Source organism: Streptomyces glomeratus (genome assembly GCF_021462825.1).
GTDB classification, from domain to species: Bacteria; Actinomycetota; Actinomycetes; order Streptomycetales; family Streptomycetaceae; genus Streptomyces; species Streptomyces glomeratus.
In genome coordinates, this window is record NZ_JAKEEB010000063.1 from 1 (window position 1) to 14,496 (window position 14,496).

Below are 14,496 nucleotides of genomic sequence, written 5' to 3' on the forward strand. Positions count from 1 at the left end.
ACCGACGACGATGTCATTCGTTGGAGGGGTGGTCCGGCAAGACAGCCCCTGACGTGCCAGCAGCCAACTACACTCCCGACGATGCCTCTACCCAGGCCAGATAGCGAAACGCTGCTGGAGTACTAGGCGCGGCCGATGACGGACGCCGAATGCACCCTGCGTCACCTGGTCGGCATCGACGTGAACATGGCCTTCGCCGCCGGCGCCAACGGCCTGGTCGTCGGCCTCGGCGAGCCGACACACGTCAAGGCCCCGGTGTTCGACCCGAAGCTGCCCGGCTCGTGGCTGGTGAACCTGTCCCACGTCGACCTGTCGAGGGTGAAGGTCGGCAAGGAGTGGGTGGAGCTGGACGGCGACCTGCTGCCCAGCCCGTTCACACCGAAGGGCGAGCGCCCGGAGGGACCGGCCTGGTACGCCACGCCCACCGTCGCCTACGCGGCGGAGCTCGGCTACGAGGTCCGTCCGATCGAGGCGTGGGTGCGCCACGAGAACGGCCGCTACATGGACGGCTGGTACAACCGGCTGCGCGACGCCTACCTGGCCACGATGGCCGACCTCGGCGTGCACGCCGACATGGAGCCAGCCGACTTCCTCGCGGCGATGGACGGCTACAAGGAGCGCGACCCGCAGCTGGCGATCGTCGTCTCGGCGATCAAGGCGACGGTCAAGGGCGGCCTGGGCAAGCTGCGCGAGCGGCCACGTGGCGAGGGCTGGTGGCCCGGCGAGCCGTGGCGGGCCCTGTCCCGCACGACGTGGCGGCCGGACATCCGCGCGGCGGTCATCTCCCGCACGCGCATCAACCTGCACCGGAAGATCGTCAAGCACGCGGCGTTCACCGGCCAGTACCCGGTGGCGATCCTGTCCGACTGCGTCGTGTACGCGGCCAACGGCGAATCGCCCTGGACTTCCTGCCCTACCGAGACGGCAAGCCGCTGCCCGGCGGCTTCAAGCTCGGCATCAACCCCGGCCTGGTCAAGCACGAGGGCACCCAGACCGTCCTGTGGGGAGAAGAAGTCCGCGAGCGGTTCAACGCCCCGGAGCTCAACCTCGCCCGCTACATCAAGGACGGCCCCGTCACCGACGTCGACAACGGAGAGTAGGAGAGGGCGACGATGACCCTGTTCGGGGACGGCCTAGACACCGCGGTGCAGAAGGCGTTCACCCGCCCGGCGCCCAAGAGCGCGCCCGTTCAGATGCGGTACCTGGTCAAGCAGCTCAAGGGCACCAAGCCGGTCGCCCAGATGCTGCGCATCTCCCAGCGCACCGTCGAACGGTACGTAAAGGACCAGATCAAAAAGCCCCGCCCCGACCTCGCCGCCCGCCTGGAACGCGAGGTGAAGAAGCGGTGGCAGCCGCAGATCCGGACCAAGGCCCGGCAGCAGGCGGCCACCACCGGCGGCATCGTCATCGACACCCGGGCGCGCATCGGCTACACCGCGCCGATCGGCTCCACAGACGAAGACCGCCTCCGGCACCTCACTGTCGCCCTGCCGCCCCGCTACGCCGCCCGCCTCTTCGAGGCCCAGGAGCAGGGTGCCCCCGAGCAGCGGCTGCGGGAGATCGCAGCCGAAGGGCTCAAGGAGGTCTACTTCCAGGACAACGGCCGCCGCGCCGGCCAGCTCGAGGAGGTCCGCTTCACCGACATCGAGCACCTCGAGTTCGACCTGTAGCAGCGCGCCCCGAACAGCCTGCGAGCCCAGACCAGTTGGTCCGGGCTCGCTCGCGTAGCCGGTGGCCGTGTGGCTACCGGGTCGGCGCTGTGGACCAGGAGCCAACCATGGTCCACGAAAGTCCCTGTTCAACGTGGGTGAAGCCATGTGTGATGCAGGGGCGTAGGTGGATAGTCCCAGTGCCCGGATCGGCAAGCAACCCAAACTGATCCACGCATGGGTTATCGCATGATCATTCGCCGGGCCCCCCATGCTCTGTGCATGTACATTCAAGATCGCTGCGGCGAGTTACCTGGTCAGCTCGATGCCCTCCGGCCAGAGACGGCAGTGACGGCGTTTCATGGAGCCTCGGGAAAAACGGAAACCCGTTTTTTGGTCGTGAGATAGCCGTGAGGAAAATCGGCTGATCGGTCCTAACAGCGCGTCACGTGCTGGCAGCATTTGCGTCACCGCGACAGGGCGAGCCAACCGCCCAGCGGTGTAGGTGAAGCCATGAAGGCGCCGGCGCACGGCGCTTGTACGCCCGGCCTGCCCGGGTACGCAGAAGGGACTCCCATGTTCTCGACCACCAAGGTCACCCCGCCGCGTCTGGGCGGTCCGGCCGCGATCGTCATCGTGGTGCTGATCGTCATCACCGGCGTCCTGGCCGTCACGGGCATCCCGCCGATGGCCGCCCTCGGTCTCACCAGTGGCGCCGGTGTCGCCGGCGCTGTGGTTGTCCGACCCTGCCACGGCGGGCCCGCTGACCGTCTTGGTCCACCGTGCCCTGGTCGCAGTACAGGCGTCGGCCCTGGCGTGAGCGATGGAGACCAGGCAGCGCAAGGCGCGCCGGTTAAAGGCGGTGCCGTATTCCGAGAGCCCATCGGGCATGCTGGCCTTGGCCTTGCGGGAGGCCCGCTGGGCCAAGGGGCTCACTCAGAAGCAGACAGCAGACGCGATCGGCATCTCCGCATCCAGCGTGCAGCGGGCGGAGTCCGGCAGGGGCATGCCGGAAGAGCACGTCGTGAAAGGCTACGTCGACAAGCTCGGTCTGGATGCGAAGCGGGCGAAGCGCCTGTGGGGCAAGGCAAGCCGATCCGCGGGACAGCGGCGCACTCTGACGTCCGCGCCGGCTGTGCGTCTGCTGAACAACAGCGACGACTTCGCCGACGCGCTGAGGCGAGTGTGGGAGGAGAACGGCAAGCCGCCCGCTCAGACCATGGAGAGCCGCGTCGAGGAGGTCTGGAAGGAAGCGAAGAGCGAGTACGTCTTCCTGTCGAGAAGCGCGGCCAACCGGATCACTAATCGTCGCCAGCTGCCCAGTAGCGAGAAGCAGCTGCGCTCCTACCTGCTTGCATGTGAGGTACAGGGAAGCCGGATACGCGTCTGGCTCGCCGCATATCAGCGGGTTAGGGCGCGAGAGCGTGAGGAGGCTCTGGCCAAGAGAAAGGCCGAGGAGGAGGAAGAGAAGCGATGGACGGGCTGGGGAGGCCGCAGCCGAGCGGAACAGGCCATGACTGCTCTAGGGCTCGACCCGGTGGAGGCTTTCCCGGGTTCCTCCATGGTGCCGTGGACGGTGCGGTGCCAGCGGTGCGGTGCCGTTCTCCGCGTCCGTCTCGCTGCCGCCCTTAGAGGGCAAAGCGGGTGCCGGGTCTGTCGGCCGCGTCGTTCGGCTCACCAGGTACCGGTCCTGTCCAGGAGGGCAGGAGCCAACTACGAGATGGCCGTCCGCACCGGATCTAGTCCAAGCCATCGGAGTCATGGCCGAAGCCCTTGAGTAGGGGGCGGGTTCGGCGGCGGCGCCGCACAGCCGTACGCCGGGTTGCTCGGCCGTGTCCAACGCCCGCTCCGAGGTGAGGACCGGTGCTCCGGTCGGTGCCTCGTCGCAGTCGACGGCGTGCACGAGGCCCCGGCCGGGACCGCGGCCGCCGCTCTACGCCACATGTGCTATTCGCAGCGCTGCCCTCTCAGCGAAGGGCACTCACGCTCTGGGTGTGAGCGTCGCCCCGGCGGTGGTTAGCGAGCCCGGACCACCGCCGGGATAGCCGACGCTCAACTCGCCAACGGAGGCGCTCAGTCACACCCGCACTAGTTGGTGCGGGCTCGCGGACCGTTCGGGGCACGGGGAAGGCGGCGATTGTCGGTGGTGCGGCGTAGCCTGCGCTCGGGGATGGAGACTACGCCGCGGGGTGCGGTCCGGCTCCGGCCGCGGAGGAGTAGAAGATGCGACTGACGCCACAGCAGCGAATAAACAAGCTGGACCGCTGGAAGAGCCCCGCGAGTCCGGCGGAAGAGGCGAGACTGGCCCGCGCGCGGCGCATGGTCACCAACGCGGTCAAGCAGCACCCTCCCTTCGCAGGCCTCGGGTTGATCGTCGAGCCGAAGGGCTCTTGGGCGAACAACACCAACGTCAGCAGCGACAGTGACATGGACATCAAGGTCGAGTTCACCCGGCGCACATTCCGGGGCTCCACGACAGGGATGACGTACTGGGAGCTGATCTTGCAGAACGGCGCCTACAACGGCCCCTGGACCCCGGAGAAGTTTCGGAGCGAGCTGGGGATCGCGCTCAGGCGCGTCTCGAACGCCGTCGATGCCAGCCACAACGTCGCTTTCTACGTTCCGAGCGTCCAGGGCAGCCGCCCAGACACCGATGTGGTGCCGTGCTTCACCTACCTCCACAAGCCCGCCTTCGGCGACCCTAACCGCGGCACGGTCGTGTTCACTAAAGATGGCAAGCACATCGTCAACTGGTCCCAGCAGCAGCTGGACAACGGCCGGGCGAAGAACACCCGGACCGGCTATCGCTACAAGTTCGCGGTTCGCGCTCTGAAATCGGTGGAGAACGACCTCGCGGCATTGGGCGTGATCAAGAACCTCCCGTCGTACTTCATGGAGTGCCTGATCTACAACGTCCCTGACTCGGTCCTGAAGAACCCCCTCTCCTTGGACCTCGCCTTCCAGGCAGCCCTGATGCATCTCAAGGCGCAGTTCAATTTCTGGTCCTTGACCACCAACCCGGATGCCATGGTCGAGCCGAACGGCATCAAAAAGCTCTTCGGCGCAGGCCAGAAGTGGACCAAGGACGACGCCCGGCAGCTACTCACCGCAGCCTGGGACTATCTAGGCTATGGAGCCCCGTGATGAGCTCACCCGCCCAGTCCATCCGCTGGGGCGCGGCCAGCGTCTCCACCCTGTACGGCGGACTCCTCTACGTTGTGGGAGTACACCCCGAGCAGCAACTGAAGTACGCCTTCGCATACGTCCCAACCTTGCTCGGCTACCTGGTCCTCGTTTTCGACAAGTGGGCGTGGCGCTGGCGCGGCATCCACCGCCTCACCGGGCACCCACGCCTGGACGGCACCTGGCGGGTGACACTGCGCCCCAGCCCAGAAAGCCACATCCCGGCTGGCGGCAACCGCGGCCCGATCCGCGCCTACCTGGCCATCGAGCAGTCCTACTGGACCCTCCACGCCACACTGCGGACCGCGGAAAGTACCTCGCGGTCCTCTAACGCGACCATCGAAAAGCGTGATGGCTCAGGCGTCACCGAACTGCGATTCCTCTACGAGAACATCCCGCAGGTGGCTCACCAGCACCGCAGCCCAGTGCACACCGGCGCTTGCCGGATTAGCCTGGCCGGCCGGACACCCCGCTCTGTCACTGGTCGCTACTACACCGACCGATTCACCGCCGGCGACATGGAACTGGACCTGATCAGCCGTAGTACTGAGCACAGCACCTTCACACAGGCCGGAGCCTTGGACACCTCCAACAACTGACCGCCGCATGGCGGATACGACCCCGGCCTCCACGGTCTCGCAGTCGCGGAGCTGCTGGATGAGCTGAGCCAAGACCGGCTGCGTCTCCTGATGGCGAGGGTGGACCATCATGTCGTCGGGGTCGTAGATGTCGGCGTGGAAGAAGCTCATCTCGCCAGCGTGACGATCACGACAGTTCCCCGCTGCCGTTTTCCGAGCCGCCGAACCCATGGTCGAAGCCTTTGAGCACGGGGTCGAGTTCGGCGGCCGCACTGCACAAGAGAGCACAGCCGGGTGCCGGGGTGGTCCGCCGCGTCCAGCGCCTTGTCCAGGGCCAGCACCGGCGCCCCGGCGGGTGCTTCCTCGCAGTCGACGGCATGGATGATGCCGCGGCCGCGCTCCAACTTCTGCAGCACCCAGCCCGACGGCCGGCGAGGCCCGAGGATCTCGCGCTCCGCCGGCGGCGGGGGCAGCTGGCTCGTGGGGACGTCGTCGTACGAGACACCGGGCACGGGCTTCACGTGGTCGGGGGCATTGACCCACACCACGTACCAGGCGGGCTCCACCCGGCCTTCAGGCGTGTTCTGCCAGGCCGGGACGGCCACCTTGTACAGCCAGGCGTCCGGGACTTGCTGGCGCTCTTGAAGGCGGCCGGTGACCTCCTGGCCGTCGGGAAGGACCACGGTGATGGGCGGCGGCTCGTGCGGCGTGTCCGCCACGGTTACGCCGCCTCCTGGCTCCCGCCGGCCTCGCGTTCGAGGGCGTGCTTGAGCTGGGACCGGGCATCGGGCCGCTCGGGTGCGGCGACCTCGCTCCAAAACGGGTGTGTGAGGATCACGGCAGTGAGGTCGCGTTCCTTCTCCCGCAGGGCGGCGACTTCCTTCTTCTCCTGCTCCGACCAGCCTGGCGAGTCCGGGTACGCGCGGGACGTGGCGAGCCAGTAGCCGTCGGGGCGCTCCCAGGCATCGATGGGTTCCACGGAGTACGGCAGCGTCTTGACCAGGGCCTTGAGGCTGGCGCGCACCTCATTCAGGGCCTGCTGCGCCTCGAGGAGATCGTCGGGATAGGCGTACGTCGTCACGGCCCAACAGTAGTTCGACCCGCCCACAGTGCCGTCCGTGCGATGCCGGGGCGTGCTCGCCGTCATCTGTCCACAGCGGTGCCGGGAGACCGGCTGGCCTTCCTGCACGGCGGCGGCCATGACTGCCGTCCGCTCTCCGCCGGGTGGAGGCTGCCCCTACGATTCCCGGGTGCGGAACACGAAGGTATTCAAGGAAGCCGTTGCCGAGACGCTCGCTGAGCTGGCACGCCGGGGCGTGACACTCGCGCCGTCGACGGTTGAGGACGCCATCGAGAAGATCGTCACCACGGTCGCGGAGCGCCTGGGGATCCAGCTGCGCTCCGCCTGGCGCTACTTTGACGCCAAGGCCACAGCCGACCGCCTCGCGCAGAGCCTGAACTCCTACAAGGAGAGCAGCAACGAGAAGGAGGTGGGCCAGGCTCCGATGCCGCCGCTCGACAACCCAGAACTCGCCGTGGTCCTGGCTGGCGTCCCGGACGTCCTGGCCCAGACTGGCGGTGACCTGTACGCGGTCATTGTCAACGTTGCCGTCAACGCGTGGATGGCCGGCCACATCCACGGTGAGGACGGCTGCCCCGGGTGCGACGGCAGCCGCGGCCCGGCCGGGCACGACTGGCAGGCCCGGATGCGCACCATCACCGAGATGCAGCCGGACGTCACCAAGTGGTTCGACAGCGACGTGTGGACCCGCGCGGTCAACCACGCCGGCTACACCGTCACCCGCCGCTGAAGGTCAGCGCGGGAGCGGGCAGGACGCCGCGGATGACCAGCTGCCGCCCGTAAGTAGCTGTTTCTGACCCCTGCAGGGTTTGATCTTGGCGGCAATCAGGGGTTGTGGGCTGCGCTGCCGATCGTCGTGCACCGGCTGTTTTGGAGTGGCGGTCGGCGGGTGACTGTTCGCCGGGCAGTACTTGGCGATCAGACGTCTCGAGAATTTCGATGAGGGCTGACAGCGCTGGAGGGGGCGTCGTCTGTCTGGGTGGCGCTGGCTGGTGCGCCTTCGGTTGATGTCGGGGTGCTCAGTCGAGGGCGGCGAGGTGGTCGGCGGCGCCACCGTGCCACTCGATCATGAAGAGGGTGGCGTCGTCGCTGGTGCGCCCGCCTCGTTCCTCTTTGAGTGTGTGGGAGAGCTTGCGTAAATCGGCCCGGACCCCCTGTGACGGCTCTTGTCCCAGGCGGTTGACGCAACGGATGAGGCGTTCCTCGCCGAACAGTTCCCCGCCGGTGAGGTGCTCCTCGATGATGCCGTCGGTGTAGCACAGCACCCGGTCGCCTGGCTGGAGCATGTGCTGCCTGATGCGGGGCTCCTCGCCGCCGAAGCCGACGGGCAATGTCGTCGCGCTCTCCAGCTGCTGCACGACCCGGCCGTCGCGGATCAGCAGGGGCGCGGGGTGGCCGGCATTGACCAGTTCCAGCTCACCGGTGGTGATGTTGAGGTGCATGAGCTGGGCGGTGGCGAAGTGGTCGGGTCCGAACTGCTGGGAGATGGCGTCGTCCATGTACGCGTACTTCTCGGCCAGGCTGACGAACACGCGCCGGGCGTGCCGGTAGGCGCCGATGGCGATGGTCGCCATCGCGGCGGCGTCCAGGCCGTGGCCCATCGCGTCGATCACGGCCGCGTGCAGGATGCTGTCGTTGAGGGCGTAGTCGAAGCTGTCGCCGGCGACGCGGTAGGCGGGCTCCAGGATGCCGGCCACTTCGACTTGCGGCACGGTCATCGTCAGTGGTGGCAGCAGGCTCCACTGGATCTCAGCGGACACGCTCATCGGCTCCTGGCGGCGGGCCTGGAAGAACTGGTCGGTGTAGGCGTTCTTGGTGACCAGCATGTCGCCGACCAGGCCGGCGAGCCGGCGCAGCAGGCGCCGGTCGTCGTCACCGACGGTATCCAGGGTCAGGGACATCACCCCCACCTGGTCGCTGCCGTCCAGCAGCGGCAGATACATCCGCACGCCGCCGTCGGCCTGGGCCGTCTCGACGACGTCCGCGCTCAGGAAGGCCTGGCCGGCGGGGGAGTCGGCAACCGGTTGCGGCTGGCCGACGTGCAGCTTGCTGCCCGGAAGCGGTACCAGCACCTCCTGCGCGTAGTCCTGGAGCAGGATGGAGACGTCACGGCCCCCGATCCTGGCCACCTCCTCCGCGACCAGCGGGGCGATCAGCTGCGGCGGCATCACCCGCGCCCGGTCCAGCAGCAGGCCGAGCAGCCGCTCACCGAAACCCTCCGACCGGTCCACGCTCTCCTCGGCCATGACCTGCCCCGCCACCTCCTTTCGCCACGCCCGCCGGTCGGCGTCTGCGCACACGGTGACCTGGGTAGCCGCCGGGAGCGGCTGATTACGCCATGTGCGGCATGTCGACCCGCGGGCAGGATGCAGTCCTCAAGTCCGCTCATTGCGACCCCAACTTGGTAGCTGTTAAGTCCCTGGCCGCGATTGCGGAGTGGGCCGCCGACGCGCCGCCCGCCGTGCTGATTGCTCTCGGCGCCACCCGCCGGGAGCCATCCGGTCCCACCGCCCCGGCCGAGGCCACCGTGCGCCGGGTCCTGCAGCGCGTCGACGGCGACGCCCTCGACGCGGCGATCGGCACCTGGCTCGCCGCTCGCGACCCTGGCCGCCCGCCACTGGGCCAGGAAAGAGCCGCCCCGCGCCACCGCTCACTGGCCGTGGACGGCAAGACCGTGCGCGGTGCCCGCCGCGCCGACGGCACCCAGGTCCACCTGCTCGCCGCGATGACCGGAGCCGGCCTGGTCACCGCCCAGCGCGAGGTCGACTCCAAGACCAACGAGATCACCGTCTTCCGGCCGATGCTCGCCCCACTCGACCTGGCCGACACCGTGGTCACCTTCGACGCCCTGCACTCGCAGACCGCCCACGCCCGCTTCCTGGTGGAGGACAAGAAGGCCCACTACATCGCCGTGATCAAGGGGAATCAGCCGCTGCTGAACCAGCATTTGAAGCAGCTGCCCTGGCGGGACGTGCCGCTGCTGGACAAGACCCGCGCCACCGCACACGGCCGCGACGAGATCCGCCGCGTCAAGACCGCCGCCCGTCACCTGTGGCCTCGACTTCCCCCACGCCGCCCAGGCCGTGCAGATCGTGCGCCGCCGCCGGACCGTCACCACCGGCAAGGTCAGCCTGGAACGCGTCTACGCAGTCACCGACCTGACGGCGGAGCAGGCCGACGCCGCCGAGATCGCGCACCACGTCCGCGAACACTGGGGCATCGAGAACAAGATCCACCATGTCCGTGACACCACCTTCGCCGAGGACGGCTCGCGCGTGCGGACCGGGAGCGCACCCCGGACCATGGCCGCACTGCGCAACCCTGCCATCGGCGCTCTCCACCTCACCGGCTGCGACAACATCGCCGCCGGCCTGCGCAAACACGGCCGAGACGCCGCCCGGCCACCCTCGGCATCACGTGATCAAACCGGACAGACCTTCTGACGGCGCCGCCTTGGGGCGGATGCGCGTGCCGGGAGAGTGCACATGATCGACGCGGGAACGGCCGCGCGGCCGGGGCGGTGGGGTCGACTCAGGAAGTCGCTGCGGGAACGAGGTGGTTGAGTCCCTGCGCGCTGCCCGCCGCGGCCTCGATCGAGCGCGGCAGCATGATGCTCTCGTAGGCGCGGACGGCGTCGTCGACGCTGGATTCGGCGACGAGAGCGTGGGCGAGGTCGGAGCCGTCGAGCATGGCGAGATTGGCGCCCAGCCCAACCGGGGGCATCAGGTGCGCGGCATCGCCGAGCAGCGTGACGCCGGGAACGTGCTCCCAGGTGTGCGGGGCAGGCAGGACGTACAGGGACCGGTTGGTGAACCCGCTGTCGTTGTTGCTCAGGAGGTAGCGCAGGCTCTCGTCCCAGCCGTCGAACATCCTCAGCAGGTGCGTTCGCACGGCGCGCTGGTCGCCGAGGTCGATACCGGCAGCCACATGCCAGTCCTCCGGTGTGCGGAGCGCGATGTAGGCGCGGATGTGGCCGTTGCTGTTGCGCTGCGCGACCAGGGACCTGCCAGCGCCCTTCACCAGCATCGATCCGTTGCCGACCAGCCGCGCGAGGTCGGGATGGCGGGTGTCGCAGTGGTCGAATCCGGTCTCGACGAAGGTGACGCCGGTGTAGCCGGGTACGGCGTGCGACAAGGCCGGGCGGACGCGCGACCAGGCGCCGTCGGCACCGACCACCAGGTCGAAGTCCTCGGCGGTGCCGTCCCCGAAGAGCAGCCGGCAGGTGCCGTCCGGCAGCGGGGTGACCCTGCTGACGGCGCGGTCCCACCGCACCGTGCCCTCGGTGATCGAGTCCAGGAACAGATCGCGCAGTTGGCCTCGATCGATCTCCGGTCGGCCGTCGGCGGCGGACGGCCCCTGATGCGCCAGCAGGGCGGCGTCAGCGAAGTCGAGCACGCGCCACTCCTCGCCCTCGGGGCGGGCGAGGGCTCGGAACCGGTCGAGGAGTCCCGCCGCCCGCAGGGCGGCCTGACCGGTGTCGGCGTGCAGGTCGAGGGTGCCGCCCTGCGGGCGGGCGTCGGCGGAGGCCTCGCGTTCGAAGACGGCGACGGAGCGTCCGTGTTGCTGCAGGACTCGGGCGCAGGTGAGGCCACCGAGGCCGGCGCCGACAATCGCGATGCGGGGATCACGAGCAGAGTTCATGGGAGTGTCCCTAGGGAGGTGGGTGAGCCGCCGGGAGGTCCGGCCTCACCAAGAAAGCACACTCGGTAAATAAGTGCAACGACTCAACTTTTGCAGTTGCTTCACCTTCGGGGTACGGTGTGCGAGTGACCGAACCACCGACCGGGCGCCGCGAGCGCAAGAAGGCCCAGACCCGTCAGTCCCTGGCCGACGCCGCACTCGAGCTCTTCCTCGACCGCGGCTACGACCAGGTCGGCGTCAAGGACATCGCCGACGCCGCCGACGTCTCGGTGACCACCTTGTTCAAGCACTTCTCCTGCAAGGAAGCCCTGGTCTTTGACCAGGACGACGACCTGGAGGCGGCGCTTGTTGCGGCCGTGCGCGACCGCACCCCCGGCACGTCAATCCCGCAGGCTCTGCGCGAGCACATCCTGCTGAAGCAAACCCAGTTCGCCGTGCATGCCACGGACCCACGGTTCGCCGATTTCACGCGCATGGTGCAGGAGACCCCTGCGCTGCGCGACTACGCCCACCGCATGTGGATGCGCCACGAAGCGGCCCTGGCGCGGGCCATCGCCGAGGCCGTCGGTGCACCCGAGGACGACGTCAGCTGCACCGCCCTGGCTCATTTCGCCCTTGAGGCCCGCGGCTTCATCCTGCGGCACGCCGAGCCGCACCGCGCCGCCGACGCGGCCTTCGCATTGCTCGAACACGGCTGGGCGGCTTCCCACCCGGGCAGCTGACCCCGTCTGCGCGGAGCCCTGGTGTGCGTGGACGCGTTGCGAGCCCTCACAGATTCAACCTGAGTAATTGCGCTGCCACGCAAGCCACCTCAACCGCCATCCAGCCGGACAAAACCTCTGAACGACACCGCCCTGGCCCGGACCCCGATCCGGACCTCTTGCCTGATCAGCGTGACACGGTCGCGCCCGGTTGCCGTCCGCTCCTGAACAGTCCGGTCGGACACTGTCCTGTGTCATCGAACTGTGGCCGGTTGACACTGAACCTTGACCAGCGCCGCTTTGTGACAGGGAAGGTTGACCGCTGGAGGCCACCGGTCCGTGGCGCAGCCGTGGCGCGGTGCCGAACGCCCCAGGCCGTGGCACGGCACAGGACAGGTGCTGATCGCTCGGCCGCCGTTGGGCCATGCCGGCGGCGCGGGCAGTGCTTCGGTTCCGATAGGCGAAGTGCGGCGTCGGAACGCTTCGCCAGTCACTGCGGTGGCCCTGAGGCGCGAGTACCGGAACGCATCCGGTCGAGGTTGAGCGCCCTGTGGCACCGCGTTGCACGTCAGCCGGGCTGTAACCGGCTCCTTGTCGTCTCGCGGATTGCCGACGTGCCTGTGCTCACCCTCGCCGGGGCTGATCTTGCGAGAGGAAGCACATCATGACCACTCTGGTCATCGGAGCCCGAGGCGGCGTCGGTCGCCATGTCGTCGACCAGCTGCTCGCTGACGGCGAACCCGTTCGCGCCTCGGTGCGCGACCCGCGGGCTCGAGCCGACCTGCCGGCCGCGGCCGAAGTCGTGACCGCCGACCTCACCCGGCCCGACACGCTGCGCCCCGCCCTCGACGGCGTGCGCCGGGTGTTTCTCTACGCCCCGCCGGCCAGCGCCGAAGGCTTTGCGACGGTGGCCGCCGAGGCGGACCTTGAACGCGTCGTGCTGCTCTCCTCCGGCAGTGTTCTGCTGCCGGGCATGGAGCACAACGCGATCGCCCAGGAGCACCGTGCGGTCGAGGACGCACTGTCAGCCGTCGGCCTGCCCTGGACGCCGGTGCGGCCCCTGGTCCTGGCAAGCAACAGCCTGCGCTGGGCGGAGTCGATCAGGTCGAGCGGCACGGTACGGCTGGTCCACCCCAACGCCGTCACGGCGCCGGTCCACGAACGCGACGTCGCCGCCGTCGCGGTCACGGCACTGGGTGTCGGCGACGAGGATGCGGTGGCGACCGCATCATCGAGCGCGGCCGTGCTGACCGGACCCGAACTGATCTCGCAGCGCCGCCAGGTGGAACAGATCGGACAGGCGATCGGCAGGACTCTGCATATCGAGGAACTCTCCCCGGACCAGGCCCGCGAGCACTACGGTCGTTTTACCGACCCAGCAACCGTCGAGGCGATCTTGCAGTTCTTTTCCCTGGCCGCCACCGGCGGGTCACCGTGTACGCCGACCGTGCGGCGTGTGCTGGGTCGGCCCGGCCACAGCTTCGCGCAGTGGGCCCGCGACCACGCAAAGGACTTCGGCTGAGAACCCACGGCCGCTGAACCCCCAGGTCGCTGGCCTGCCACAGCGATCAGCACCTGTCCTGTGCGGTGCCAGGGCCTGGGGGGTTCGGCACGGGACACGGCTGCGCCTTGGCCCGGTGGCCTGCAGCGGTCAACCTTCGCTGTCACAAAGCGGCGCTGGTCAAGGTTCAGTGGCAACCGGTCAAGGTTCGATGACACAGGACAGACACGGCCGACCTGTGTCATCAACCCCCGGCTTCCCCCAGGTGGACATGCCTGTCTGCGTCACTGATCAGCTGATGTGTGTCATCGGCGACCGGACCCAGGTGGACCCAGCACCCGCCCCACAACCTGGGTCCCTGGGTCCCGAGACCGGTGTTTTCCCTGGTAGTCACGAACGGAGCCCGTAGCTGGGTCCACCTGGGTCCCTGGGTCCCACCCGCCCACCCAGGCCGGTTCGTCCGGAGTGGTCCCCAGCACCGAGTGCGGCCGATACCGTTGAGGAGACGCCAGTTCCGCCCTTACGGAGCCCTCGATGAGCGAACAGCCGACACCCGCCGACCACGCCCGGCAGCAGCTGGACCCCGCGGCCGCCGACGCGGTCCGCGCCTACGCGGCCAAGACCCGCGAGAACGCCGACCAGCTCGCCGCCGTCCTGGAGGATATTGCCACCAACGGCCTGCCGTCGGTGGAGGACTGCACGCCGTGGGAGGAGCTGCGCGAGGCCCACCTTGCCCGGCTCGCTGGCCAGCGCCCGGCCGTCGCCTGATGGCCCCGCAACAGAACCCGCGCCGCGCCCGGATCGCCTTCTCCGACTCCGCCGCCAAGCAGTTGGAGAACATCACCAGCGAGGCGGAGATCCACGCCCTGGACCGCGCCCTGGTCGTCGTCTCCGTCGACCCCGACGTCGGCGAGCCGATCCCCGGCGACACCGCCGGCCCCCAGCTGCGCCAGTACACCGACGAAGTCGAGCAGGTGCGCGTCCTGTACTTCGTCACCGCGCTGCGCACCGTGGTGGTCGTCGCGTACATCGAGGTCTAGTACTCCAGCAGCGTTTCGCTATCTGGCCTGGGTAGAGGCATCGTTGGGAGTGTAGTTGGCTGCTGGCACGTCAGGGGCTGTCTTGCCGGACCACCCCTCCAACGAATGACATCGTCGTCGGT

Annotated in this window: 13 protein-coding genes and 2 pseudogenes; 11 read left to right on the forward strand and 4 right to left on the reverse strand. The window is 68.6% G+C overall.

From position 1 onward, the window contains the following. Positions 1-126: 126 nt before the first annotated feature. The 5 genes and pseudogenes from LZ604_RS34330 to LZ604_RS34355 form a co-directional block, all read left to right on the forward strand. A pseudogene (locus tag LZ604_RS34330) lies at positions 127-1,100 on the forward strand (telomere-associated protein Tap); the annotation flags it as partial. A gap of 12 nt (positions 1,101-1,112) precedes the next feature. After that, a complete protein-coding gene (gene tpg, locus LZ604_RS34335) occupies positions 1,113-1,670 on the forward strand; it encodes a telomere-protecting terminal protein Tpg (protein ID WP_234520047.1) in 558 nt (185 codons plus the stop codon). A gap of 802 nt (positions 1,671-2,472) precedes the next feature. Next, positions 2,473-3,426: a helix-turn-helix domain-containing protein gene (locus LZ604_RS34340; protein ID WP_234520048.1), complete on the forward strand. Its 954-nt coding sequence runs from the start codon at positions 2,473-2,475 to the stop codon at positions 3,424-3,426. Between the two features lie 446 nt (positions 3,427-3,872). Further along, a complete protein-coding gene (locus LZ604_RS34350) occupies positions 3,873-4,793 on the forward strand; it encodes a nucleotidyltransferase-like protein (RefSeq protein ID WP_234520049.1) in 921 nt (306 codons plus the stop codon). Further along, positions 4,793-5,431, forward strand: a complete 639-nt coding sequence (locus LZ604_RS34355; RefSeq protein ID WP_234520050.1) for a Cap15 family cyclic dinucleotide receptor domain-containing protein — start codon at positions 4,793-4,795, stop codon at positions 5,429-5,431. The genes LZ604_RS34350 and LZ604_RS34355 overlap by 1 nt, the downstream gene beginning before the upstream one ends. Positions 5,432-5,597: 166 nt before the next feature. Here the strand turns inward: LZ604_RS34355 and LZ604_RS34360 are convergent. Both LZ604_RS34360 and LZ604_RS34365 read right to left on the reverse strand, forming a co-directional pair. Beyond that, a pseudogene (locus LZ604_RS34360) lies at positions 5,598-6,129 on the reverse strand (DUF6233 domain-containing protein). 2 nt (positions 6,130-6,131) lie between these two features. Continuing rightward, on the reverse strand, positions 6,132-6,491 hold the full coding sequence (locus tag LZ604_RS34365) for a DUF8825 domain-containing protein (protein ID WP_234520051.1): 360 nt from the start codon (positions 6,489-6,491) through the stop codon (positions 6,132-6,134). Between the two features lie 169 nt (positions 6,492-6,660). Between LZ604_RS34365 and LZ604_RS34370 the strand changes: the two genes are divergently transcribed. Next, complete coding sequence (locus tag LZ604_RS34370) at positions 6,661-7,221, forward strand: hypothetical protein (RefSeq protein ID WP_234520052.1); 561 nt, start codon at positions 6,661-6,663, stop codon at positions 7,219-7,221. A 289-nt stretch (positions 7,222-7,510) separates the two neighbouring features. On the opposite strand, the gene LZ604_RS34375 is transcribed toward LZ604_RS34370, so the two are convergent. Next, a complete protein-coding gene (locus LZ604_RS34375) occupies positions 7,511-8,737 on the reverse strand; it encodes a PP2C family protein-serine/threonine phosphatase (protein ID WP_234520053.1) in 1,227 nt (408 codons plus the stop codon). A gap of 155 nt (positions 8,738-8,892) precedes the next feature. Here LZ604_RS34375 and LZ604_RS34380 point away from each other — a divergent pair, with 155 nt between their 5' ends. Then, on the forward strand, positions 8,893-9,738 hold the full coding sequence (locus LZ604_RS34380) for an ISAs1 family transposase (RefSeq protein WP_234520055.1): 846 nt from the start codon (positions 8,893-8,895) through the stop codon (positions 9,736-9,738). A 284-nt stretch (positions 9,739-10,022) separates the two neighbouring features. Here LZ604_RS34380 and LZ604_RS34385 read toward each other — a convergent pair whose 3' ends face one another. After that, entirely contained in the window at positions 10,023-11,132 is a 1,110-nt protein-coding gene (locus tag LZ604_RS34385; RefSeq protein WP_234520057.1) for an FAD-dependent oxidoreductase, read from the reverse strand. Positions 11,133-11,257: 125 nt separating this feature from the next. On the opposite strand from LZ604_RS34385, the gene LZ604_RS34390 reads away from it, so the two are divergent. The 4 genes from LZ604_RS34390 (at position 11,258) to LZ604_RS34405 (ending at position 14,374) form a co-directional block, all read left to right on the forward strand. Next, positions 11,258-11,854 (forward strand): TetR/AcrR family transcriptional regulator, encoded by a 597-nt coding sequence (locus LZ604_RS34390; protein ID WP_234520059.1) that lies wholly within the window; start codon positions 11,258-11,260, stop codon positions 11,852-11,854. Between the two features lie 643 nt (positions 11,855-12,497). Further along, a complete protein-coding gene (locus LZ604_RS34395; protein WP_234520061.1) occupies positions 12,498-13,355 on the forward strand; it encodes an SDR family oxidoreductase in 858 nt (285 codons plus the stop codon). A gap of 513 nt (positions 13,356-13,868) precedes the next feature. After that, complete coding sequence (locus tag LZ604_RS34400; protein ID WP_234520062.1) at positions 13,869-14,102, forward strand: hypothetical protein; 234 nt, start codon at positions 13,869-13,871, stop codon at positions 14,100-14,102. Then, positions 14,102-14,374, forward strand: a complete 273-nt coding sequence (locus tag LZ604_RS34405) for a hypothetical protein (protein ID WP_234520063.1) — start codon at positions 14,102-14,104, stop codon at positions 14,372-14,374. Before LZ604_RS34400 ends, LZ604_RS34405 begins: the two co-directional genes overlap by 1 nt. Positions 14,375-14,496 lie beyond the last annotated feature (122 nt).